Origin of the sequence: Ferrimonas balearica DSM 9799, assembly GCF_000148645.1 — a bacterium.
GTDB classification, from domain to species: Bacteria; Pseudomonadota; Gammaproteobacteria; order Enterobacterales; family Shewanellaceae; genus Ferrimonas; species Ferrimonas balearica.
In genome coordinates, this window is record NC_014541.1 from 996,428 (window position 1) to 1,018,331 (window position 21,904).

At 62.2% G+C, this 21,904-nt stretch carries 16 protein-coding genes; 12 read left to right on the forward strand and 4 right to left on the reverse strand.

Annotated elements, in window-relative coordinates:
• Positions 1-415 precede the first annotated feature (415 nt).
• From FBAL_RS04720 to FBAL_RS04750, 7 genes are all read left to right on the forward strand, one after another.
• A complete protein-coding gene (locus FBAL_RS04720; protein ID WP_013344424.1) occupies positions 416-1,705 on the forward strand; it encodes an NCS2 family permease in 1,290 nt (429 codons plus the stop codon).
• A gap of 134 nt (positions 1,706-1,839) precedes the next feature.
• Positions 1,840-2,952 (forward strand): glutamate 5-kinase, encoded by a 1,113-nt coding sequence (gene proB, locus FBAL_RS04725; protein ID WP_013344425.1) that lies wholly within the window; start codon positions 1,840-1,842, stop codon positions 2,950-2,952.
• A complete protein-coding gene (locus FBAL_RS04730; RefSeq protein WP_013344426.1) occupies positions 2,949-4,205 on the forward strand; it encodes a glutamate-5-semialdehyde dehydrogenase in 1,257 nt (418 codons plus the stop codon). The genes proB and FBAL_RS04730 overlap by 4 nt, the downstream gene beginning before the upstream one ends.
• Before the next feature lie 173 nt (positions 4,206-4,378).
• Positions 4,379-5,356: a hypothetical protein gene (locus FBAL_RS04735; RefSeq protein ID WP_013344427.1), complete on the forward strand. Its 978-nt coding sequence runs from the start codon at positions 4,379-4,381 to the stop codon at positions 5,354-5,356.
• A complete protein-coding gene (locus FBAL_RS04740) occupies positions 5,349-7,865 on the forward strand; it encodes a hypothetical protein (protein ID WP_013344428.1) in 2,517 nt (838 codons plus the stop codon). Before FBAL_RS04735 ends, FBAL_RS04740 begins: the two co-directional genes overlap by 8 nt.
• Positions 7,862-8,059, forward strand: a complete 198-nt coding sequence (locus FBAL_RS04745) for a hypothetical protein (RefSeq protein ID WP_013344429.1) — start codon at positions 7,862-7,864, stop codon at positions 8,057-8,059. The genes FBAL_RS04740 and FBAL_RS04745 overlap by 4 nt, the downstream gene beginning before the upstream one ends.
• The gene (locus FBAL_RS04750; RefSeq protein WP_013344430.1) at positions 8,056-8,358 is read left to right on the forward strand and encodes a hypothetical protein; all 303 of its coding nucleotides are present in this window, start codon (positions 8,056-8,058) and stop codon (positions 8,356-8,358) included. The genes FBAL_RS04745 and FBAL_RS04750 overlap by 4 nt, the downstream gene beginning before the upstream one ends.
• Before the next feature lie 89 nt (positions 8,359-8,447).
• Here the strand turns inward: FBAL_RS04750 and FBAL_RS04755 are convergent, their stop codons facing one another.
• The gene (locus FBAL_RS04755) at positions 8,448-9,989 is read right to left on the reverse strand and encodes a methyl-accepting chemotaxis protein (protein ID WP_013344431.1); all 1,542 of its coding nucleotides are present in this window, start codon (positions 9,987-9,989) and stop codon (positions 8,448-8,450) included.
• A gap of 131 nt (positions 9,990-10,120) precedes the next feature.
• Between FBAL_RS04755 and FBAL_RS04760 the strand changes: the two genes are divergently transcribed.
• Entirely contained in the window at positions 10,121-12,979 is a 2,859-nt protein-coding gene (locus FBAL_RS04760) for a M16 family metallopeptidase (RefSeq protein ID WP_013344432.1), read from the forward strand.
• A gap of 113 nt (positions 12,980-13,092) precedes the next feature.
• Positions 13,093-13,761 carry a hypothetical protein gene (locus FBAL_RS19495; protein WP_013344433.1) on the forward strand — a complete coding sequence of 223 codons (669 nt, stop codon included), beginning with the start codon at positions 13,093-13,095 and terminating at the stop codon, positions 13,759-13,761.
• A 7-nt stretch (positions 13,762-13,768) separates the two neighbouring features.
• Here FBAL_RS19495 and FBAL_RS04770 read toward each other — a convergent pair whose 3' ends face one another.
• Positions 13,769-14,671, reverse strand: coding sequence for a U32 family peptidase (locus FBAL_RS04770; RefSeq protein ID WP_148226703.1), 903 nt, complete (start codon positions 14,669-14,671; stop codon positions 13,769-13,771).
• Positions 14,662-15,657 carry a ubiquinone anaerobic biosynthesis protein UbiU gene (gene ubiU / locus FBAL_RS04775; RefSeq protein WP_013344435.1) on the reverse strand — a complete coding sequence of 332 codons (996 nt, stop codon included), beginning with the start codon at positions 15,655-15,657 and terminating at the stop codon, positions 14,662-14,664. Before ubiU ends, FBAL_RS04770 begins: the two co-directional genes overlap by 10 nt.
• Before the next feature lie 140 nt (positions 15,658-15,797).
• Here ubiU and ubiT point away from each other — a divergent pair, with 140 nt between their 5' ends.
• The gene (gene ubiT, locus FBAL_RS04780; RefSeq protein WP_013344436.1) at positions 15,798-16,199 is read left to right on the forward strand and encodes a ubiquinone anaerobic biosynthesis accessory factor UbiT; all 402 of its coding nucleotides are present in this window, start codon (positions 15,798-15,800) and stop codon (positions 16,197-16,199) included.
• 57 nt (positions 16,200-16,256) lie between these two features.
• On the opposite strand, the gene FBAL_RS04785 is transcribed toward ubiT, so the two are convergent.
• Positions 16,257-18,668 (reverse strand): OmcA/MtrC family decaheme c-type cytochrome, encoded by a 2,412-nt coding sequence (locus tag FBAL_RS04785; protein WP_013344437.1) that lies wholly within the window; start codon positions 18,666-18,668, stop codon positions 16,257-16,259.
• A 592-nt stretch (positions 18,669-19,260) separates the two neighbouring features.
• Here FBAL_RS04785 and FBAL_RS20710 point away from each other — a divergent pair.
• Together FBAL_RS20710 and FBAL_RS04795 are read left to right on the forward strand one after the other, a co-directional pair.
• Positions 19,261-19,644, forward strand: a complete 384-nt coding sequence (locus tag FBAL_RS20710) for a 4Fe-4S dicluster domain-containing protein (RefSeq protein ID WP_325167050.1) — start codon at positions 19,261-19,263, stop codon at positions 19,642-19,644.
• Positions 19,645-19,668: 24 nt separating this feature from the next.
• Positions 19,669-21,903, forward strand: coding sequence for an aldehyde ferredoxin oxidoreductase (locus FBAL_RS04795; RefSeq protein WP_013344439.1), 2,235 nt, complete (start codon positions 19,669-19,671; stop codon positions 21,901-21,903).
• Position 21,904 lies beyond the last annotated feature (1 nt).

The following is a 21,904-nucleotide window of genomic DNA, read 5'->3' on the forward strand; positions in this document are numbered from 1 at the left end:
GCAATGCCGTGATCCTGTCGTTTATTGTCATTTGTTTATTTTTACGGAGTTCGGTATGCAATACCCATTTTCCTATGACGTGACCCTCTACAACACTTGGTTCTCCCGTTCTTGGACTACCGGTGCCTTGTTCCCCTTGGGTCGCTGATTGTCGTCACTTTGCTTCATCAACCTGTAATTCGGGCGATCTGGTGAACGGCTAGGCAGGCTGTTTTGGATTTCCCCAGTAGGGTTTCTCTTCCCTTTGGCGCCTTTATGGCGCCATTTTTTTTGCCTCTCTCCCAACTTTCGCCCTTTTTATTGGCACCTTCACAACAAAACAGGGATAATCCCGCGCCAAATTTGCTGACGTTTCAAGCGACAGCGAGTTTGCCTCTCTGTGCACTACAAAACACACAATAATTAAGGTCCGACAATGCTCGAGTCTCTGTTCAAGCTCAGTGCGAACCGTACTACGGTTCGTCAGGAAGTGGTTGCTGGTATCACCACCTTCCTCACCATGGCCTACATCATCTTCGTAAACCCTGCCATGCTGGCGGACGCCGGAATGGATCACGGCGCCGTGTTCGTTGCCACCTGTGTGGCCGCAGCCGTTGGCTGTCTGGTGATGGGTCTGTTGGCCAACTACCCCATCGCGCTGGCCCCGGGTATGGGTCTCAACGCCTTCTTTACCTACACCGTCGTTCTGGAGATGGGCCACAGCTGGGAAACCGCGCTGGGTGCCGTATTCCTCTCCGGTATGCTGTTCCTGCTGCTCTCGGTACTGAAAGTCCGTGAGTGGATCGTCAACGCCATCCCGATGTCCCTGCGACTGGGCATTGCCGCTGGTATTGGCCTGTTCCTGGCCCTGATTGGCCTGAAAAATGCTGGCATCGTGGTCTCCAACCCCGCCACCATCGTGGGTCTGGGTGATGTGACCAGCTTCCCGGTGGTGATGGCCGCGCTGGGCTTTGCCCTGATCATCGCGCTGGTGCACTTCGGCCTGAAAGCCGCCGTGATGATCTCCATCCTGGTGATCACCGCTCTGGGCCTGATGTTTGGTGACGTGCAGTACCACGGTCTGGTCTCCATGCCGCCGTCCGTTGCCCCCACTCTGGCTGCTCTGGACATCGCCGGTGCGCTGGAAGTTGGCATGCTGTCCGTGGTGTTCGCTTTCCTGTTCGTTGACCTGTTCGACACCTCCGGCACCCTGGTGGCCGTTGCCCAACGTGGTGGCATGCTGGACGATAAAGGACGTCTGCCGCGCGCGAACCGCGCGATGATGGCGGACTCCTCTGCCACCATTGCTGGCGCCTTCCTGGGCACCTCCACCACCACCAGCTACATCGAGAGCACTGCGGGCGTATCCGCCGGTGGCCGTACCGGCCTGACTGCGGTGGTTGTTGGCCTGCTGTTCCTGGGCTGTCTGTTCATCTCTCCGCTGGCGGGCATGGTTCCGGCCTACGCCACCACTGGCGCGCTGGTCTACGTGGCCATCCTGATGATGTCCGGCCTGGTGCACCTGGAGTGGGACGACCTGACTGAAGCCGCTCCGGTGGTGGTGACTGCCATCATGATGCCGCTGACCTTCTCCATCGCCCACGGCATCGCCATCGGCTTTATCACCTACGCCGTGATCAAGCTGCTGAGCCGTCGTTTCCAGGACGTCAGCCCGGCGGTTGGTATCCTGGCGGTACTGTTCATTCTGAAGTTCATGTACCTGTAAAACGCCCCGCTTTTTGGGTCTTACACCGCCTCCCGAATGGGGGGCGGTGTCGTTTCTGTGCAGCAAACCTGCTGTGCGAACGACGCTTTTTCGGTATAACTACTCCTTCTGTCTTTTTTCGAGCCTTTACCTGAGTGAATCCGCTACGTTATCGCCGGATTGTGGTCAAACTGGGCACCAGTGTCCTGACCTCCGGCAGCCCCAAGCTGAACCGTGCCCATATGGTGGAACTGGTCCGTCAGATGGCGCGCCTGCGCCAGGCCGGTTGTGAAATCATCCTGGTGACCTCCGGCGCCATCGCCGCAGGCCGTGAGCACCTGGGTTACCCAACCCTGCCGGATTCGCTGGCCAGCAAGCAGATGCTGGCGGCGGTAGGGCAGAGTCAGCTGATCCGCACCTGGGAGCAGCTGTTCAACCTCTATAACCTGAACGTGGGCCAGATCCTGCTGACCCGCGCCGATCTGGATGACCGCGAGCGTTACCTCAATGCCCGGGACACCCTGAACGCGCTGCTGGACCACGGCATCATCCCGGTGATCAACGAGAACGACGCGGTGGCGATTGCCGAGATCAAGGTCGGGGACAACGACAACCTGTCGGCGCTGGCGGCACTGCTGGCAGAAGCCGAGTTGTTGATGCTGCTGACTGACCAGCCCGGCCTGTTCGATGCGGACCCGCGCAGCAACCCGGACGCAAAGCTGATCCCGGAAGTGCAGCACATCGACGACAGCCTGCGCCGCCTCGCTGGCGGCAGTGGCACCAACCTGGGCACCGGTGGCATGGCCACCAAGCTGCAGGCGGCCGATGTGGCCCGCCGCGCCGGGGTGGAAGTGGTGATTGCGGCCGGTCATGCCGAAGGGGTGATTGAAGGGCTGACCCGCGGCGAAGCCATTGGCACCCGTTTCCCGGCGCTGGCCTGTCCGCTGGATGGCCGCAAGCGCTGGATCCTGGCTGGGCCGCCGCCGGCAGGTACCCTGCATCTGGACAGTGGTGCGGTCAGAGCGCTGGTGGAGAAGGGCTCAAGCCTGCTGCCGAAAGGGATCACGGCGGTTGAGGGGGACTTCTCCCGAGGCTGCACCCTGCTGCTGAAAGATCCGGAAGGCCACCTGATTGGCCGCGGGATCACCCGATACGGGGCCACCGACTTGCGTCGTCTGGCTGGCCAACACTCTAACGCGATCGAAACGCTGCTGGGCTACAGCTACGGCACCGTGGCGATCCACCGAAACGATCTGGTGGTGCTATGACAACCAACCCGCTTTTGCCGATGGGCGAGAAAGCCCGCGCGGCCAGCTACGCCCTGCTGGGGCTGGGCGCCGCAGAGAAGAACGCGCTGCTGGCCACCATCTCTGCTCAGCTGCATGCGCATCAGGAGGCGATCCTGGCCGCCAACGCCGAGGATATGATCCTGGCTGAGCAGTCCGGCCTGTCCGGTGCCATGCTGGACCGCCTGCTGCTCACTCCTGAGCGGCTGGCCGCCATCCGCGCAGACATCGATACCGTGATCGGCCTGGCCGATCCGGTGGGCATCGACATCGACAGCCGTCTGCTGGAAAACGGCATGCGCCTGGCGCGTCGTCGCATTCCACTGGGTGTGGTCGGAGTGATCTACGAGGCCCGTCCCAACGTCACCGTCGACGTGGCTGTGTTGGCGCTGAAAACCGGTAACGCCGCCATTATGCGCGGTGGCAAAGAGACCGTGCGCTCCAATCAGGCGCTGATGGTGGCGATCCACGCCGCTCTGGCGGAGCGTGGCCTGCCTAAAGAAGCGGTGCAGCTGATCGACAACCCGGACCGCGCCCTGGTGACCGCGCTGCTGAACCTGGACAGCCATGTGGACATGGTGATCCCCCGGGGTGGCGCCGGTCTGCACCAGCTCTGCAAAGAGCAGGCGCGGATGCCGGTGATCACCGGCGGCATCGGCATCTGCCATATGTTTATCGACCGCGCCGCCGATCTGAAGCGCGCCCTGGCGCTGGTGGAGAACGCCAAGGTGCAGCGTCCCACCGTCTGCAACGCCCTGGATACCCTGCTGGTGCACCAACAGGTGGCGGCCGAGTTTCTGCCCCAGGTGGCAGCGATGCTCAAGCCTCAGGGCGTGACCCTGAAGGCCTGCCCCAAGGCGCTGGCGCTGCTGTCCGGTGAAGCCGAAGCGGCGGGCGAGGGGGACTTTGACACCGAGTGGTTGTCACTGGTGCTGGGGGTGAAGGTGGTGGCCGACGTGAATGAGGCGATCGCCCACATCCGTGCCCACTCCTCCGAACACTCCGAAAGCGTCATCACCGAAGATCGTCGGGTGGCAGACCAGTTTGTGGCGGCCATCAACTCCGCCGCGGTGTACGTCAATGCCAGCACCCGCTTCACCGACGGCAGCCAGTTTGGCCTGGGGGCCGAGGTGGCGGTCAGTACCCAGAAGCTGCACGCCCGTGGGCCGATGGGGCTGGAAGCGCTGACCACCTACAAGTGGGTGGGTACCGGCGATTACCACGCTCGTCAGTAAACGCTTTGGCAAAAACAAAAGGGACGCATCGGCGTCCCTTTTTTGTGCCTGTGCACGGCGTAGGCGAAAGGGTCGCTTACGCGGCTTAACGGATTGTAAATGCGGGGAATAAGTGATTGAATGCGGCGCCCGGCAGCGCCTGCGCCGGCGATTGATTAAGGATAGTACTGCTGATGAGAGCCCTTCGCAGTGCGGTGATCACGGCGACAATGATGTCGCTGGCAGCCTGCACCTCAGCCCCCCCGAAAGCCTACGTGGCGCCGACCATCTCCACCACGGTCTCCGCACCGGGTAATGCCGACCTCAGCGAGGCCAATGCGACGCTGCAGCGTGCCTTGAACGAACGCCATCTCTATCTGACCGTGGACGGTGATGTGGCCCCCTATCCGGATTCCAGCTGTCGTAACGGTTTGCTGAAGCGGGTCAGCTCACCCGCTGAGATTGGTGCCGCTCAGGATCCCCTCTATGCCGGGTATCTGTTGCCGGTCCGGCTGCAGGCCAGTGGCGTGCGTTATCGGGACAGCATTGGGCAGTGGCAGCCGCTGACCTCCCTGCCTGCTACCGCCATGACGGTTTATCTCGATCTCAGTGATGATGCCCGGACGCCGCTGGCGGCGCCGGCCCTGTCGGCCCTCTCCGGCCAGCCGGTGTCTCTGGTGCTCAGCGACGCGCAATACCAGCAGTGGCAAAAGGCGGGCAGTGCATTGGGACAAGAACGGGTCTGGGTGAAGCGCGCGCCCCCGCTGCGTCGGCCAGAACCGGCTGGTGCCAGGATTGAGCACCTGTTTCAGGCGCATTCCGGCGCGGCGCTTCTGGCCCTGGACGGCAACCCGCTGGCCGCCTGCCAAAGCCAGCAGGATTCGGTATTTATCGCCAGCGCCACGGTGCCTTTTCAGCCGGGCCGCGGTTACCGGCTGTCGGATCTGGTGGCGATGCTGCCCCAGGACGCAGACTTCAACCAGCTGTTTCGCCAGGCGGCGCTGGTGGCCAAAGGTCGCTATCTGACCTTCTGGGGCAAGCTGGCGGTGCTGCAGGATCGCTGCAAAAGCGGTGAGCTGGGCGCCGACGTGTGCGGCAAAGGCCGGGCCACCAGCCAGCGGGATGATCAGGGGCTGATTGTGGTGATCGGCGGAGAGAGCAGCAATGACTAAGCGTGGCTCCACATTGCTGACGGTGCTGGCGCTGCTGCTGGCCCTGTGTGGCCTGGGGCTCTACCTCGGCGCAGAGGTGATCCTGAATGTCAGTCTGGTCAGCCTCTATTCCACTGACCTTGGGGCGCTGGTGGAGCACCACCACGGCCTGGTGGAGCAGGTGGAGCTGGTGGGTCGCCTGATCAGCGGGTTTGGCCTGGCGCTGGGTATCGCCTCCTGGCTGCCCAATCGATTCCTGGCCCGTTTGCCGCGGGGCCGGGGTGCAGCCCGAGCCGTGCTCTTTGTACTGTTGTGGCTGGTCAGTGTGCCCAGCCTAAAACTGGCGGTGGAGCAGCTGGTGGTCAGTACCACGCCGCAGCAGAAGCTGGCCTCGGTGCGCTCCCTGCTGTTCCGTGAAGCGCTGGATCGCCAGCTGCTGAAGTTTGACGGCGCCGAGAGCCTGAACCGCATTGTGGCCGATGAGGCCCAGCGGGATCTGCTGGTGGCGATGCTGCCCTCGCTGGCGTTGGTGTCCAGCGCCGTGGACAGCACCATTGAGGCCCAGACCGAAGCGATGGTGGTGGCGATGATGGAGCGCGACCAGCGTGGCCACTTCCGCGACCAGATCTTCCCCACCTACCAACGCGCCTGGCAGCGCTACGACGCAGAATGGGCCCGCTACAGCGATGCCAAGGCCAAGGCCAGAGCGCTGCGCCAGCAACTGACGGCGCCTGGGGTGATGGAGCAAACCTTTGCCCGGTTGCAAAAGGGCATTGACCAGCAGCTGGCCTCCGAGTGGCTGCTGTACCAGACCGCCTTTGATGAGGTGGATGAGTTCAGCAAACCGCTGACCGCGGCCTTCCTGCCCTATTTCCGCGAGCGCACGCCCCAGTTCAAATCGAGCCGGTGCGACCGACAGTGTAAGGCGCAGATCAACGCCGACTGGCACCAGTTTATGTTGCAGGCCCGGGCTCAGGGCTTCCAGGGCATGGATGAGATCGATCTGGCGGAAGACGAGAAGTGGTTTGTCACCACCTACGTATTCGGCCGCGAAATCCACTTGCAGGTGAAGTTCCAGCAGGCCCGCGAGCGCTATCTGGAGCAGCGCTTCCCCTTCGATGACGATCTGGAACAGGCGGAGTTTGTCGCTGAACCAGCGATGCAGAAACGGGTGGTTGAGTATGTGCGGTCGCAGGGGTTTGCGGTGCCGGACAGCTGGCAGCGCACCGATTTCCAGGCGATTAAGCGTGCACTACAGGCTCGTGCTCAGCAGCAGATCGACCAAGTCTGGCTGGCGTACCAGCAGCAGAGTGAGTTTAAGTTTGTTGACCGCACCATGGATAAGGCTGAATACGCCCGCGCCCGGGAAGTGGATGCGATGCACCGGCAGCTGCTGGGCGAGCACTACTTCAGTGGTTACCGCCGCAGCCTGAGCTTTGACGCCCTGTATGACCGTTGGTCTGACAACCAGGACAACGCCAACTTTGTCCGCATGCTGACCGATGCAGCGGCGGAAGCGGCGTTCTCGCCCGGCGGTATCCTCTACGACCTCGGGGTCGACGCGGTGCGTCTCTCCTACATCCCGCCGGTGGCCATTGTGGCCTCCTTCAGCGCCATGCTGCTGTTGCTGGGGCGTTTTGGCAGCGTGTTGCACCGACGGTCCCGTTACCTGGGCATGGGCTATGCCGTGGTGTTGGTGGCGCTGGCCGGACTGGGCATTGTGCGGGTCGCCACCAGCCCCAACAGCTATGCCAACGCCATGAAGGAGTTTGGCCAGCAGACGGTGGCGCTTGCACCGACGGATCTGGCGGTGGCCACCCTGTTGGGGGGCATCATCGATGCCGAGCGCGGCTTGTTTAACCTGATGGGCCGACCGGATCTGGCGCAGGTCGGCAGACTGTTCAGCGAAGCGGGGATGCCACCGGCACTGTGGCAGGGCTATCAGGCCATCGATCGGTTCGATGAACTGGCCTATCAGGGACTGAGCCAGCTGTTGCTGCTGAAGCGGGATATGGAGCGCGGTGCCGAGGCCCCGTATGACTTCAATCTGGCGGTGGTGAAAGCGGATGAGCGCATCGGTTTTTACGCCGGTCTTAATTACGACGATGAGGGCCGGTTGAGCCAGGTCAGCATCCCTAATGTGCTGGCGTCAAAGGAGATCGGTTTCCTGTTCGACCAGCGCTGGATCTACCGTCCGGACCCGTTGCGCGACGCCTACCTGGTGATCAACAGCTTCCAGAGCCCTGAGGGGTGGCTGGATCTTCGCGACATCGGCAAAACCTCGCTGCGCGAAGCGCTGGAGCGGCGCACCCTGCAGGTGATGCAAACCAGCAACAGTCCGCAGCTTAAGCGGGTTCACAAGGCCTATGCCAATGGGCACAACAACCTGATTCTGGTGCAGCGCAACCGCGGCGACCTGTATGACTGTTACCAGTTGCCCAAGCTGGGGATGGCCAACATCGCCCAGCTCACTACCGGCCAGGCGATCGCTGGCCAGAACAAGTTTGAATGTCGAGGAGCGTTGTTTTGACCCAGACCCCAACCGCCTCACGCTGGCAATCGGTGCGTGGCGCGATGGCGCCGCTGCTGCTTAAGGTCGTGGTGGCTGCCCTGGTGATTGGTGCGGTGAGCTACCTGACCGCGCAGCAGGACCAGGCCGCTCATGCGGTGTATCAGCAGGCGGAACGCATTAAATTAAAACTTCAGATGACAGGACTGAGATGATGGCAGAACAACACAAAATGCGCTGGTTTTCGGTCAGCGACCTGACCACTCTGGTGGCCGGTCTGGCGGTGATCTACACCGTCTGGGCCCAGCATAACGAGAGCATGGCGAACCTGCGCCAGACCCAGGCGATGCTGAGCAAATACGAAGCCCAGTTGGACCTTGCCATCGCCAACGATGGCAATGTGCTGAAAACCTACCAGAACAATCTGCGTGCCATCAGCAAAGCGATGAGCAAAGAGGAGCGGGCCCTGCTGGAGCAACTGCTGGCGGTGGATGCCAGCGTGGCACGCCAGTAAGGCGGACTGGCCGTCTTATCGAAAAGGGGAGCTTAGGCTCCCCTTTTATTTTTCCCGCCTGAGCGCGGTTATCGGTTTGTCCCGATGGCTCAGCCGAAGGTGCGACCCAGCTCGCTGATCCCTTCCACCTCGCTTTTGACCTGCTCGGCGGTGTGCTCTACCTGTTCCGATTGCTGCAGGACCTGCTGAGTCAGCTGATGGATCGACTCCAGGTTTTCCGCAATCTCGGTGGCGGCCATACGCTGCTGAGACGCGGCGGTTGCGGTTTCTGCGGCCATCTGTTCCACCTGCTGCACCTGTTGGTTGATGGTGTCCACCTGCGCTGCACTGTCTCGGGCGTGGGCGGCGCAATCGTCCGCCTGGGCGCGGTTTTGTTCCATCTGTTCAACCCATTGGGCCAGCACTTGGTTCATCTCCTGCACGCTGGTCTGGATGGCGGTGGTGGCTTGCTGGGTGCGGCTGGACAGCGCCCGTACCTCGTCGGCCACGACGGCAAAGCCACGTCCCTGCTCACCGGCACGGGCGGCTTCGATGGCGGCATTAAGGGCCAGCAGGTTGGTCTGCTCGGCGATGCCGTCGATCTCCTGCATGGCGGCGGATACCTTCTCCGCCTCTCCGTGCAGGGTGCCGGCGCGATTGGCGGCCTGGTCCACGCTGCGGGCCAGATCATCAATGCGCTCAGAGCTGGTCAGCATGGCGCTGCGGGTCTTCTGGCATATCTGGTGCGTCTGCGACACCTGTTGGGAGTTGGCTTCGGCGTGGTTGGCGATCTCGCCAATGGTGACGTTCATCTCCTCCACCGCGGTGGCGATTTGGGCCAGGCGCTGGCGTTCATCGTCGATGCCGGCACGGGCCTGGTGGGCGATGGTCACCAGCTCTTGGGCGGAGCCATCCAGTCGACGTCCGGCGTCTGCGGTGCGGCCCAGTACCCCCTGCATCTTGGCCTTGGCCATCCCCAGCTGGAAGCGGGCTACGGCACTGCTGCCGGTGCCCTCGTAGACCCAGCGACTGACGCTGTCGTACTCCTTCTGCAGGTCTGCCAGCAGGCTGGGCACTGTCACCGCTTCGTCCCAGAACAGCCACACCAACAGCGCGAAGCTGATGGCTGCGGGCAGCAGCACCATAGGGCCAAACTGCCAGGCAGTCAGGACCGCCATCGCCCCGGCCAGCAGGGCGGCAACCCCCTGCTTACGGCGCAGTGGCCACTCCCGGGGCAGGGCTTTGTTGCTGTTGAGGCGATGGTAGAGTCGACTGGCCCGTTGCACCATCTCGGCGCTGGGCTGGCGCCGTACCGACTGGTAACCGACGATGGCGCCGCGTTCAAAAATGGGGGTGACGAAGGCATCCACCCAGTAGTAGCGGCCATCTTTGCAACGGTTCTTAACGACCCCGCGCCAGCTATTGCCCGCTTTCAGGTGTTGCCACAGATCCGCAAAGGCTGCGGCAGGCATATCCGGGTGCCGAACCAGGTTGTGGTTATGGCCAATCAGCTCCGCCTCATCAAAGCCGCTGATGCGGATAAAGTCGGCGTTGGCGTAGGTGATGATCCCTCGGGTATCGGTGGTGGACACTAATTCATCGTCGGCACCAATGGCCACTTCCTGGTCAAGACAATGACGGCTCCGTGTCATGTGATTTACATCCTGTAACGGCGGGAATTGTGAGATTTATCCATTTTAACGGAAGATTATGTGAAAATCTTGAGCCGAAAATTGTAAGTGTCTGAAATTTATTCTGCTTTACTCAGCAAGGAGCGCTACTGATGGTTATCTTTCGCCCCCTGGCGGCGGCCTGCGCCGTGGTGTTGGCCCTGGCGGGTTGCGGCTCGACTGATGCGACCCCACCGGCGGATCGCACCGAGTCCGCCAAACTCTTTACCCTCGACTACCGCCAGTTGACCCTGGATAACGGCCTCAAAGTGGTGCTGGTGCCCACCGATTACCCGGATGTGGTGGCGATGGAGATGACCGTTGGCACCGGGTCCCGTAACGAAGTGGAGCCGGGCAAAACCGGTTTTGCCCATTTCTTCGAGCACATGATGTTCAAGGGCACCGAAACCCACCCACAGGCGGTGTACCAGTCGATGCTGAAGGAGCGTGGTGTGGATAACCGCGCCTACACCACCGACGACTACACCAACTACCATCAGGTGTTTGCCAAAGACCATCTGGAAACCATGCTGCGTCTGGAAGCGGACCGCTTCCAGAACCTCCAGTACGACGAAACCACCTTCCGCACCGAGGCACTGACGGTAAAGGGCGAATACCTGAAAAACTTCGCCAGCCCTGTGAATAAGCTGTTTGCCGGACTGCGTGAGCGGGCTTATACCACCCACACCTACCGTCACAGCACCATGGGCTTTTTCGAAGACATCGAGAAGATGCCGGAGCAGCTCGACTACGCCAGCCTGTTCTTTGCTCGTTACTACAAGCCGGAGTACGTCACCCTGACCCTGGTGGGCGACTTTGACCCCGCCGACGCTGAGCGTTGGGTGCAGCAGTACTGGGGCGACTGGGCCCGTGGCGACTTCAGCGTGGAGGTGCCGGCGGAGCCGCGTCAGACGGTGGCCAAATACGACCACCTGAACGAATCCGCAGGTGGACAGAGCTGGTACGCCATCGGCTTTCATGGCCCGGCGTTCAGTGACAGCAATAAGGATTTTGCTGCGGCGCAGCTGCTGGGAGAGCACTTCTTTGGTGCCAACTCCAGTCTGTATCAGCAACTGGTGGTGAATGAGCAGCTGGCCAACCAGATGTTCCACTACTTCCCGCCCCGCAAAGACCCTAGCCAGCTGATGCTGTTCTTCCGCTCCGCCGATGGCGAAGCGCTGCTGGCGGTGCGTGAGGCGCTGATGGACACCCTGGCGCAGATCCGCACTGAACCGATGTCCGAACGTGACCTGGCCCAACTGAAAAGCCACCTGAAATACCGCTTTGCCAGTGGTCTCGACAGCTCTAAGAGCATTGCTGATGTGCTGGCCACCTTCCTGCACTTTGACCGTGACGTGGAAACCCTCAACCGCTACTACGCCCAGCTGGATCAGGTGACTCCTGCGGACATTCAGGCGGTGGCCAACCGTTACTTTGTGGAATCCGGCAGCACCGGGCTGACCCTGGCAGAGGGGGACGCCGTCGCCGGTTTTGACACCCCACTGGGGCTTGAGCAGCGGGTGGCGGCCCTGACGGCCCCGACTGAGCCGCAGTTCGCGCTGGTGGACCAACGTTCCGCTTCGCCGCTGATCGACCTGAACCTGTTGTTTAACACCGGCGCCGCCTGGGACCCGGCTGACGCCAAAGGGCTGGCTCAGTTCACCGCCCAGATGCTGGTGAACGCCGGTTCAAGCCAGCGCAGCTACCGCGATCTGGAGCAGGCCAATTACCCGCTGGGGGCCAGCCTCAGTGTGCAGGTGGACAAGGAGATGGTCAGCATCCGGGGGCGGGTGCATAAGGACAACTTCGACGCCTGGTATCCGCTGTTTATCGAGCGGGTTCTGAGCCCCGGCTGGCGCGAAGAGGACGTGAGTCGTCTGCGCACCGAACTGGTCAACAGCATCGAGTCCGGGCTGAAGGCCGCTAACGATGAGGAGCTGGGCAAAGAGGCGCTGTATCAGCAGATCTACCAGAACCACCCCTACCAGAGCCTCAATCTGGGCCGGGTCAGCCACGTCGAAGCGATCACCGTACCGCAGCTGCAGGCGTTCTACCGCAACCACTTCACCCAGCAGAACCTGACACTGGGGGTGGCCGGTGATCTGTCCGACGGCCAGTTGGCGCGACTGCAGGCAGACCTGTCCGCATTGCCGGCGAGCGGAGTCGCACAACCGGCCATTGCCGAGCCGACCCTGCCAGCCGGCCGCCATGCGCTGGTGATCAATAAGCCGCAGACCAAGGCGACCGCCGTCAGCTTTGGTTTCCCCATCAGCCTGAATCGGGCGGACCCGGACTGGGTGGCGCTCTACCTGGTGCGCAGCTACCTGGGTGAGCACCGTTCCGCCAACAGCTTCCTGTATCAGCGTATCCGCGAACTGCGGGGGATGAACTACGGCGACTACGCTTACATTGAGTACTTCCCCCGGGGCATGTACCAGACCAAGCCGGACGCCAACCTGGGCCGGTCCAGCCAGATCTTCCAGGTGTGGTTGCGCCCGCTGCGGGATAATCAGGATGCCCACTTTGCCACTCGGGTCGCGATGTACGAGCTGGAGCAGCTGGTGGAGAACGGCATGAGCGACAGCGCTTTTGAAGCCACCCGCAACTTCCTGACCAATGCCGTGCCGCAGTTGGTGGCGAGCCAGGACCGCCTGCTGGGCTACGGCCTCGACAGCGCGTTCTACGGCACTGACACCTTTGTCAGCGAGGTGCGCAAGGGTCTGGAGGCGCTGACTCTGGAGCAGGTGAACCGGGTGATCCGCGAGCAACTGAAGCTGGCGGACATGCAGTTTGTGTTTGTCAGCCCACAAGCGGAAGAGATGGCACAACGCCTGCGTCAGGAGCAACCTTCCCCGATGCGTTATAACGCCGAGATGGCGCCTGAAGTGCTGGCGGAGGATGCCCGTATCGAGGCGCTGCCGCTGAAACTGAAGCAGGTGGAAGTGGTGACGCTGGAGAGCCGATTCCAATGATCCACTGAGAGCCGGATCGGAGAACGAAAAACGCAGCCATTGGCTGCGTTTTTTCCTTCGGCAGATTCGAGTATGCTGGGGCGGTGTCATCGACAAAAGCGAAACAACCTCCTATGCCTGCCAACGACGGACAAACCCTTGAACGCCTTGCCAACCGCTTGGGTTCCATGGGTGTACTGATGCTGGTCCTGCCGTCTCTGCTGGCCTCTCTGTTGTATGAGGGGGAGGCGGGCGAACCCTTCAATTTCCTTAACCACTCGCTGTCGGAGCTGGGCCGTTATGAGTCCTCACCGCTGGCGCTGTTGGTCAATGGCGGGCTGTTCTTTGGTGGCCTGTTCCTGGTGGTCAGTTTTATCTCCCGGGGCTGGCTGCGCCGCCGGCGTCCCATCAAGCTGTCACTCAATCTCTCCGGGGTACTGATGTCGCTGAGCGTGGCGGCCTGTGGCCTGTTCCCGGTGAACGTCGGCATGGTGCACGCCTGGGCGATGACCGCCTTCTACGTGATGACGCCGATCTGTGCGGTGCTCTACTGCTTTGCCATCCTGACCGAAATCCCACCCCGCTGGGGGGTGATCCCGGCACTGGCCGCGGCGGGGTGCGCCATAGCGTTGCTGACCCGGGATGACCGCCTTCTGGCGCTGATGGACCGCTACCCCTACGGCCTGTTCGGCGCTGACCGACCCCTGATCTGGTGGCCAGCGCTGTTGGGCTGGATGTTGCTGGGCTTTGTGGCCCTGTGGCTGCTGTACGCGCTGGTGCTGGTGACCCGCCGCAACCGCTGAGACGGCGTTACTCGTTGGAGAGCGCCACCGTGGTGTGTTGGCGCTGCCAGAACTGACGCATCCCCACCACCGGCGGGTCGAACCGATCCGCCCCCTCCCGCAGTGCCACCGCAAGGTCGGCTGCCCAGTGCCAATCCAGTGTCGGACCCGGGTCCAGGCGCAACCAATCCAGTTTCAGTTCACGCAGAATGGCCAGGCTGTCGAGCAGGTCGATGGGGCGGTCACCGTGCACCTGCACGCCGTTCAGCAGCAGCATCGGATCCCCCTCAAGAGAGTCGGCCCGTTGCGCGCCGCGCTCCTGACACACGGTGTCACAGCGCTTGCGGTTACGTCCGGCCACCCGCGCCGTGGCGCAGCGCGCTGAAACCGACAGCGGCGGCTGGCCGTAGCCGAGCAGTTCCAGCTCAAACCGGGCCCGGCTGCCGCTGGCTTCGGCTTGGGCCATCAGGGTGCTGAGCACCGGCTGAGCCATCTCCAGCGGGGGCTGGTAGCCGGTCATGCCCAGGCTCAGCAGCCAGTCCAGACTGGCCAGGTTATAGATGTTCAGGCCCTGGCCCGCCACAAACGGCAGACCCGCCTCGTGGGCGGCGCCCACCGCCCCCATCTCGTTGGCCTCAATGGCAAACTGGTGTTGCTGGCACAGCTTCTCCAGCAGCGCCAGATCCCGCTCGCTGCCCAGCAGGGTGAGGCTGGTCAGCACCACCTCTTTGCCGGCTTGCTGCAGCTGTTCGGCGAGGGTCAGCAGGGTGCGCGGGGCCAGTCGGTCACGCAGGCTGCAGACGCTCTCGCCCAAATAGATGCGCTCAAAGGGGCTGTCCAGCAGGCTGTCGAGATAAGCGTGCTGCTCGGCACGGGCCATCGGCCACCAGTTCGGCGCCAGACTGAGGCGCGGGGTATGAATCATTGCCATGGGTTCAGGTAGGGTCCGGTGGTCAGCTGCTGGCCTTCCGCCAGGGCACGCAGGGTGGCCTGGGCGGCGGGGTCGGTACGGTAGTGCTGGGGGTCGGCCCGGTACGCGTCGATCGCCCGACGCCAGACCGCGGTGATCTGGGCGCTGTAGTGGGCGCTGCGTTGCCGTCCCTCCAGCTTCAGTGCCGCCACACCGGCCTTGGCCAATCGCGGCAGCAGCGGCAGGGTGGAGAGCGAACAGGGGCTGGAGATGGGGTGCATGGTGCGTCCCTCCACCTGGTAACGGCCCTTACACACGGTGGGGTAGCCACCGGGTTGGTTGGGCGGCACCCGGTCCAGCAGGCGGCCATTGAGGCGGGCCTCACGCCCCTGTGGGGTTTCCACCCAGCTGACCAGCGAGGCCGGTGAACAGGCCCCGCCGGAGTTGGGGGAGTGACCACTGACCCAGGTGGAGAGCTGACACCGTCCTTCCGCCATCACGCACAGCGAGCCGGAGGCAAAGACTTCCAGCTCAACCGGGGAATCTTCGGCAATCCGTTCAATCTGCTCAATGTCCAGCACCCGGGGCAGCACCGCCCGGGTGATGCCGAATTGTTGGTGAAACAGCTTCAACGCTGGCAGGTTGGCGGCACTGGCCTGCACCGACAGGTGGCGCTCCAGGTCGGGGTGACGGTCGGCGGCGTAGGCCAGCAGGCCCGGGTCGGCCATGATGACGGCGCTGATCCCGGCTTCGGCAGCACGGTCCACCGCCTGGTGCCAGCGTTGTTCCTGGCCCGGCTGGGGAAAGGTGTTGATGGCCACGTACAGCTTGCGACCAGCCTGGCGGCACTGTTCTGCGGCCTGGGCCAGTTCGTCCGGGGTAAAGTTGAGGCCGGCAAAACGACGGGCGTTGGTGTCGTCCTTCAGGCCGACGTACACGGCGTCGGCCCCCTGTGCCAGGGCGGGGGCCAAACCTGCCAGGTTGCCCACCGGGGCGAGCAGTTCCATTAATAGGGCTCCATTGCGGATAAGAAAACTACGGCGTCTAACTTAGCAATGGGATCGCGATCATTTATTGATGTAAAACAGGAACAAGATCCAATTGCGGCGTTATCATCCAGCGGTTTATCTCTGTTTTGGTCAAAAAAATGCTACCGCGCCCCCCTTTGGGTCCCATCCGGGCCTTGCTTCTGCCCCTGCTTAACCAACGTCTGGCTGCACCGCTGCGTGACGGCGAGCTCGATTTTCTCGAGGGCCGCAGCGTCAGCATCGCGGTGCGGGAGTTGCCGTTGCCCATCAAGTTGGGCCTGAGCGAAGGTCGCTTATGGCTGGACTGGGCCGATGCCAGCGTGGATGCCCGCCTGTCCGGTGATGCCCGGGCGTTGTTGCAGATGGCGCTGGGCAGTGCCGATGGCGATGCCCTGTTTTTCCAGCGCCGGCTGGCGATGGAGGGGGACACCGAGCTGGCGATGGAACTGAAGTCGCTGCTGGGCCGTTATCCGCTGTTGCCAGCGCCGCCGTTCTCCCTGCCGGGGTTAGGAACGGTGTAAACGCTTCGGCCATAAAAAAGGGCGCTCATTCGAGCGCCCTTTCTGTTTTCTGCCCGCTTATTTCAGCCGGTGCAGTTTGTCGACTCCGGCACTTTGCCCTTCACCGTGGCAGGTGGCGCAGGTCTCGCTGCCGCTCTGGTAGATAGGGCCGTTAATGGCATCCGGGTTGACCACGGCCCCAAAGGCGATGGCGTGGTTTTGCCAGCTGGCCAGGTTGAGGTGGCAGGCGGCGCAGGTGGCGGTAACGGGGGAGATCTCTACGACCTCACCGCGACCGGCCGGGTCTGCCCCTGATTTGGCCACAATCAACGACGGTTGCCCACTCAGTCCGGCCAGAGTGAGCTGACCCGGCGCATGGCAGGCGCGACAGTCGCTGGCGGCACGGGTGTAATCCACCGGTTCACGTTCGCCACCGGTATAGCCGCTGACGGTGCGGGTATTGGCGTGCAGGCTGTGAACCAACTCGGCGTAGGCCAGACTGTTGTTCAGGGTACGGTACCCCTTCACCGTGGCCGGGCCGGTGCCGTGTTTCAGCGTGGCGTTCATGTAGGTCACCATGTCGCCGGTGTGGCAGGCAACGCAGCTGCCGTCGGTCAGGCTGGTGGCTACAGAGGGCGCATGGCAGGCACCACAACCGCCGCTGGACGGCGTATTGTTGCGACTGTGGGCGTCCGCCACCCGCACCATGAACTGATTGTCATGGCAGGCGATGCAGCGCGACTCATCCGCTTTGGCAGTCCGCACCATCAGCGCGTCGCTGTCAGCGGCAAACGCCTGGGGCGGGGCAGACAACTCCACCACCACCTTATCCGGGCTGTCACAGGCGATGGCCATGCCGGTGGCCGGGTCCGCGCAGATCTGCGCTTTCAGCCACAGGCTGCCTCTCTGTTGCGGCCCCCAGTCGGCAGGGTTGATGCCGCTGATGGTGACCGACAGCCGCGGCCCGGCGCGACTCAGCAGGATGTCATCACTGGCGCTGGCCAGGTCCCACACCTTGCGATTCTGGTAGTTGGCCACGTCGTTGTGATAGCTCTCGTCGAGATGGCCCGCCGCGGTCAACCACAGGCGCTGAATCGCCACGTCCTCGGTGGGCAGCTGAGTCAGGCTGGCAAAGTCGATCTCCACCTTTAGGGTGCCGTTGGCACTGGCGAGCACACCAGGCTGCAGGGTGGCGTCGTACAGGGTGGCCAGATCGTGCTCCAGCTGGGCCCGGGCGTTATGGAACACGCCTGCCCCTTGTGGGTTGCTGCTGTCGGGGTGACAGCCGGCACAGCCCATTGCCCACGCCTTTGGATAACGCTCCCGCTGGTGGAACAGGCCCACCGCCGTGCCATCCCACTCGGCGTTGGCATCGCCCTCGTGACAGCTCAGGCACGCTTCCTGACGGGGCCAGAAGTAGGCGCTGGCCTGAGGCGTGGCCGCCTCGCCCTGCTCCACGTGACATTGACGACACTGCGTCATGTCACCGGGGTAGGTGAGGGCACTGTAATCGATGGCGTGGCCACCCCAGCCAATCATCAGGTAATCCCCCTGATGCAGGCGATGCACCATGGCACCCAGATCGAGGGTGGCGCCGGTTTCCGGGTCGCCGCTGTAGGTGGTGTGGCACATCACGCAGCCTTCCAGGGCAAAGCGTTTGTTGCCGTGCATCACCAGAGCGCCGTTATCCAGATCGGTACCGTGGCAGCGTTGGCACTGGCTGGCGGCCATCAGCTCACGGCCCTGGTCCGGCTCAATGGCGCGGGATTCCGCGGGCAGGAAGTCGTAGACCGTATTCACCAGTTTGTCGTTCATCGCCTGGCCGGAAGCGAGGCTCAGTTCGAGGTAAACCCGGTGCACCAGATCCGGCTGGTATTGGGTGTCGATGCCTGCCACAACCGGGTAGTCATCCAGCGGCTGGGTAAAGGTGTAGCGGTACAGGCCGTTGCCCACCACTTCGATGCAGTCGAGTCCGCACTGGGACTCGATGCCCGCCTGGATCTGCGGTGACTGGTGTTTATCCCAGCCCTCCGGCAGCGAATCCGGGTCTTGCACCGTGCCGGGTTCCACCACCCGGTTGAGGTAGCTGACCCACTGCGGCTGCAGCTCGATCGTCATCATCGGGGTGGCGTCTGCCAGGGCCGATTGGTGGCCGGGAAGGGGTCGGTCGCGGCGCTGCAACTCGGAGAGTTTGGCGATGCCCATCCCCAGGCCGTGGACGGCATCGAGTGCCTCCAGGCCGGAGAGCGCTACGCCACGCTCGTCGTGCAGGAAGAAGTCGACGGAGACCTTAAGGGACTCGTCGATATGAACCGATTCGATCTGGGCACGAACAGCCTGCGCTTCGCCGATGGGGATGTGGATCCCGCCGGGGGCGCCATCGTCGCCGTCGCTGCCATCATTGCCATCACTGAAACAGCCAGCGAGTGCCATAACGGGCAACAGCGCCGTGACCAGCCTGCGGCCAGTCAGGACGTTAATGTTTTTCATAATTGCGTTCCAAATTGAACAACGTTATTCGGAGCGGCTTCGGTGTGTGCGATTCAGAGCATAGGGGAATTAAATAAATAAATGGATTCGATGGGATCACAGAAAAACATCGTTCAAGTGAAATATTAATTAATTGCTTCTATCGGAATTCTTTAAGGAAAAATATCAAAAAGGGAAGCGTGACCGACTGCTACGGTTCCGATTTAAAAAGGTAAATAACCTTCTTTTGTGATCCTGACGGGTTTTTGTTTTTTATTTCTCAAAGAAACTGGCAGTGCGGACAAGGTGAGTGTGCAAAACCGTCTGTGAGCTAACCCAAGGGATACTAACAATGATTACCCGTAGGAAAGTGTTGAAAAATGGTACCGCGCTAACTGTCGGTGCCGTTTATAGCGGATCGTTAATCAGCGTGCTGACCGGCTGTTCAAGCAGTTCCGACAGTAATGATGAGGTGGAAGTCTTGGCCGGTGGTTTGATGGTGGTGAGACCCTCTCTCTGTGTCGGTTGTCGCCGCTGTGAAATTGGTTGTTGCTGGAATCATGGTGACAGCAGTCAAGGGCCTGAGCTTTCCAGGGTTAAAGTGGAAAGAAATATGAATTTCGGTCCTCATGGCGTCCAGTTTAATTATCACGATCAGCATGGTCAGGTGGGGAATAGGAATATTGTTCCACAAACTTGTCGCCAATGTGACGTGTGTATGACGGTGTGCCCGCAACAGGCCATCAGCGTCAATGAAACCACCGGTGCCCGGGTGGTGGATGAATCCCTCTGTGTGGGGTGTGGCTATTGCGCCGACCACTGTCCGCAGCAGGTGATCACCATCGACAAGCGCCGCCGCACCGCGCAGAAGTGCGACCTGTGTGAGGGTGAACCGGCCTGCGCCCAGATGTGCCCGACCGGTGCCATGCGCTTCTACAGCTGGGCCGATGCCGAAGCGGCGATCGAGCACCACGACATCTATTTGCGTCTGATTTGATTTTGCGGATAAAGGATTGCAGTTATGACTGAGCAATTAGGCGGTTGGGCAGGTAAAGTCCTGCGCGTAAACCTCACCACGGGCGTGATTCATGTTGAACCCACCAGTCAGTACCACCCCTATATCGGGGGGATGGGCATCGGCTACAAGGTGCTGTGGGATGGCCATGTGGATGACATCCTGGCCACTGACGAAGAGAACAAACTGGTGATCTCCGCCGGTCCGCTGACCGGCTCCGGTGCCATCTGTACCGGGCGCACCACGATCACCTCCCGCTCCCCGGTGATTCGGGGTGATTTGATCACCGACGGCCACTTCGGCGGCCACTTCTCACCGGCCCTGAAGTTTGCCGGTTACGATGCGGTGGTGTTTGAAGGCAAGGCGGCGGAGCCGGTTTGGCTGCGCATTGAGGACGATGAGGTCCGGCTGGAGTCCGCCGCGGCGATCTGGGGCAAGGGGATGCACGACACCTTTGCCTGGGTGGCCAAGACCATGGGCCAGTCAGCCCAGGTGGCGGCGATTGGCCCGGCCGGTGAGCATCTGGTGGCCCAATCCACCATCCAGACTCAGGGCGGCCACTCCGCCGGTGGTCACGGTGCGGTGCTGGGCTCCAAAAACCTGAAGGCGATCGGCGTTATCGGCACCGGCGGTGTCGGCGTGGCGGCGGGCAACGAGGCCCTGCGCCAGCTGGACGATCATGTACTGGGCATCATCGGTGCCAACAACCAGGGTGTGGTGCCTAATCAGCCCCAGTCCTGGGCCGAGTACAGCTCCTCCGGCAGCCGCTGGCGCGGTGGCCCGGGGGTTCAATGGGGCGCCGCCGATGAGCCGGTGGACATCGGGGAAACCCCGTGGGATGACAAGGCCAAGGTGGGGATGCGTACCTCCATGGCGGAGATGTACTTCGGCCGTGAAGAGGCCAACAAGCACTTCCGTCGTGCCGGCGGCTGTCATGCCTGCCCCATCCGCTGCTTCTGCGAGATGAAAAACCCCAAGATGAAGAGCAAGTACGGCCTGCCCACCGAGCACGTGACCAACGTTTGCCTCGGCTTCCTCGACCCCTGGTACGCCATGGGCAAACCGGGCCACTCGCCGAAGCGCACTGACATCCAGACCGTGGGCGGTTACCTGATGGACGATCTGGGGGTCTGGAGTGCCTATGGTCAGATGAGCCACGTATTCCGCGAGTTCCATAAGCGCGACTTCTGGCGTGAGATTCTGCCGGTGGCCGAGTTCGAGGCGATTGCCTGGCAGCAGGTGAACGATCAGGACGCGCACTTTATGGAGTTCTTCTACACCACTCTGGCCCACGGCAATGGGGTGCTGGGCAAGTTCCTCGGTTGTGGTCTCTACCAGGTTGTGGACTTCTGGCATGGCCCTGAGCCGGTCAGTGAGGCGGACTACCGGCTCGATCTGGGGCAGGATCTGGCCTTTATGGTCGTGCTGCACCAAAAGCTCAATGCCCTGACCTTTGCCCTCGACAACGACCTGGCCGACCTCAAGGGGCAACCCTACTCACTGTTCAAGGACAAGGCCTGCAACATCTTCAACCAGTCGATGGTTGGAGGGCTGCACCACGCCAGCGAGACTGCTGCCCAGGTCGGCGCTTTGATCAACACCACGTTCAACCGCGATGCCCAGTGCCACTCACACATCAACCTAGTCAATTGCGGTCTGCCACAGGGGATGATCGAAACCATCGCGGCCGAACTCTGGGGCGAGGGGGCGTTCGATAAGGTGAAGCACTACACCCCGATCAACGCGGCCAAGATCGCCTTTGCCAAGTGGTCGCTGGTGAAAAACGTGCTGCACGACTCGCTGACCCTGTGCAACTGGATGTTCCCGCTGGTGGTGTCGCCGGACAAGAACCGCGATTACCGCGGTGACAGCACCATTGAGGCGCAGATGTTCACTCTGGTCACCGGTCGCCAGACCAGTGAAGCGGAGCTCGACCACATGGCCGAGCGGGTGCTGCACCTGCACCGGGCCCTGACCGTGTTGCAGATGAAGCAGATGGACCAGCGCAACCACCACGACGTGCTGACTCCCTGGGTCTACGACATGGACCCGGACAAGGCGTTTGGCGACGAGGGCACCATCAAGATGGATCGCGACGACATGCAGAAGTCCCTGGACCTGTTCTATGCCGCGTTTGGCTGGGATGTGGCTACCGGGGCACCGACCCGGGCCACCCTGGAGCGGTTCGAACTGGGCTTCGTTGCGGACACCCTTGAGGCCCGCGGCCTGCTGCCGGCTTAAA

Coding starts and splice junctions, on each gene's coding strand:
- FBAL_RS04785 (WP_013344437.1), bottom strand. CDS start 18,668: ATGAAAAACATTAACGTCCTGACTGGCCGCAGGCTGGTCACGGCGCTG.
- FBAL_RS04795 (WP_013344439.1), top strand. CDS start 19,669: ATGACTGAGCAATTAGGCGGTTGGGCAGGTAAAGTCCTGCGCGTAAAC.
- ubiT (WP_013344436.1), top strand. CDS start 15,798: ATGCTACCGCGCCCCCCTTTGGGTCCCATCCGGGCCTTGCTTCTGCCC.
- FBAL_RS04720 (WP_013344424.1), top strand. CDS start 416: ATGCTCGAGTCTCTGTTCAAGCTCAGTGCGAACCGTACTACGGTTCGT.
- FBAL_RS04760 (WP_013344432.1), top strand. CDS start 10,121: ATGGTTATCTTTCGCCCCCTGGCGGCGGCCTGCGCCGTGGTGTTGGCC.
- FBAL_RS20710 (WP_325167050.1), top strand. CDS start 19,261: ATGAATTTCGGTCCTCATGGCGTCCAGTTTAATTATCACGATCAGCAT.
- ubiU (WP_013344435.1), bottom strand. CDS start 15,657: ATGGAACTGCTCGCCCCGGTGGGCAACCTGGCAGGTTTGGCCCCCGCC.
- FBAL_RS04755 (WP_013344431.1), bottom strand. CDS start 9,989: ATGACACGGAGCCGTCATTGTCTTGACCAGGAAGTGGCCATTGGTGCC.
- FBAL_RS04770 (WP_148226703.1), bottom strand. CDS start 14,671: ATGGCAATGATTCATACCCCGCGCCTCAGTCTGGCGCCGAACTGGTGG.
- FBAL_RS19495 (WP_013344433.1), top strand. CDS start 13,093: ATGCCTGCCAACGACGGACAAACCCTTGAACGCCTTGCCAACCGCTTG.
- FBAL_RS04740 (WP_013344428.1), top strand. CDS start 5,349: ATGACTAAGCGTGGCTCCACATTGCTGACGGTGCTGGCGCTGCTGCTG.
- FBAL_RS04735 (WP_013344427.1), top strand. CDS start 4,379: ATGAGAGCCCTTCGCAGTGCGGTGATCACGGCGACAATGATGTCGCTG.
- FBAL_RS04730 (WP_013344426.1), top strand. CDS start 2,949: ATGACAACCAACCCGCTTTTGCCGATGGGCGAGAAAGCCCGCGCGGCC.
- FBAL_RS04750 (WP_013344430.1), top strand. CDS start 8,056: ATGATGGCAGAACAACACAAAATGCGCTGGTTTTCGGTCAGCGACCTG.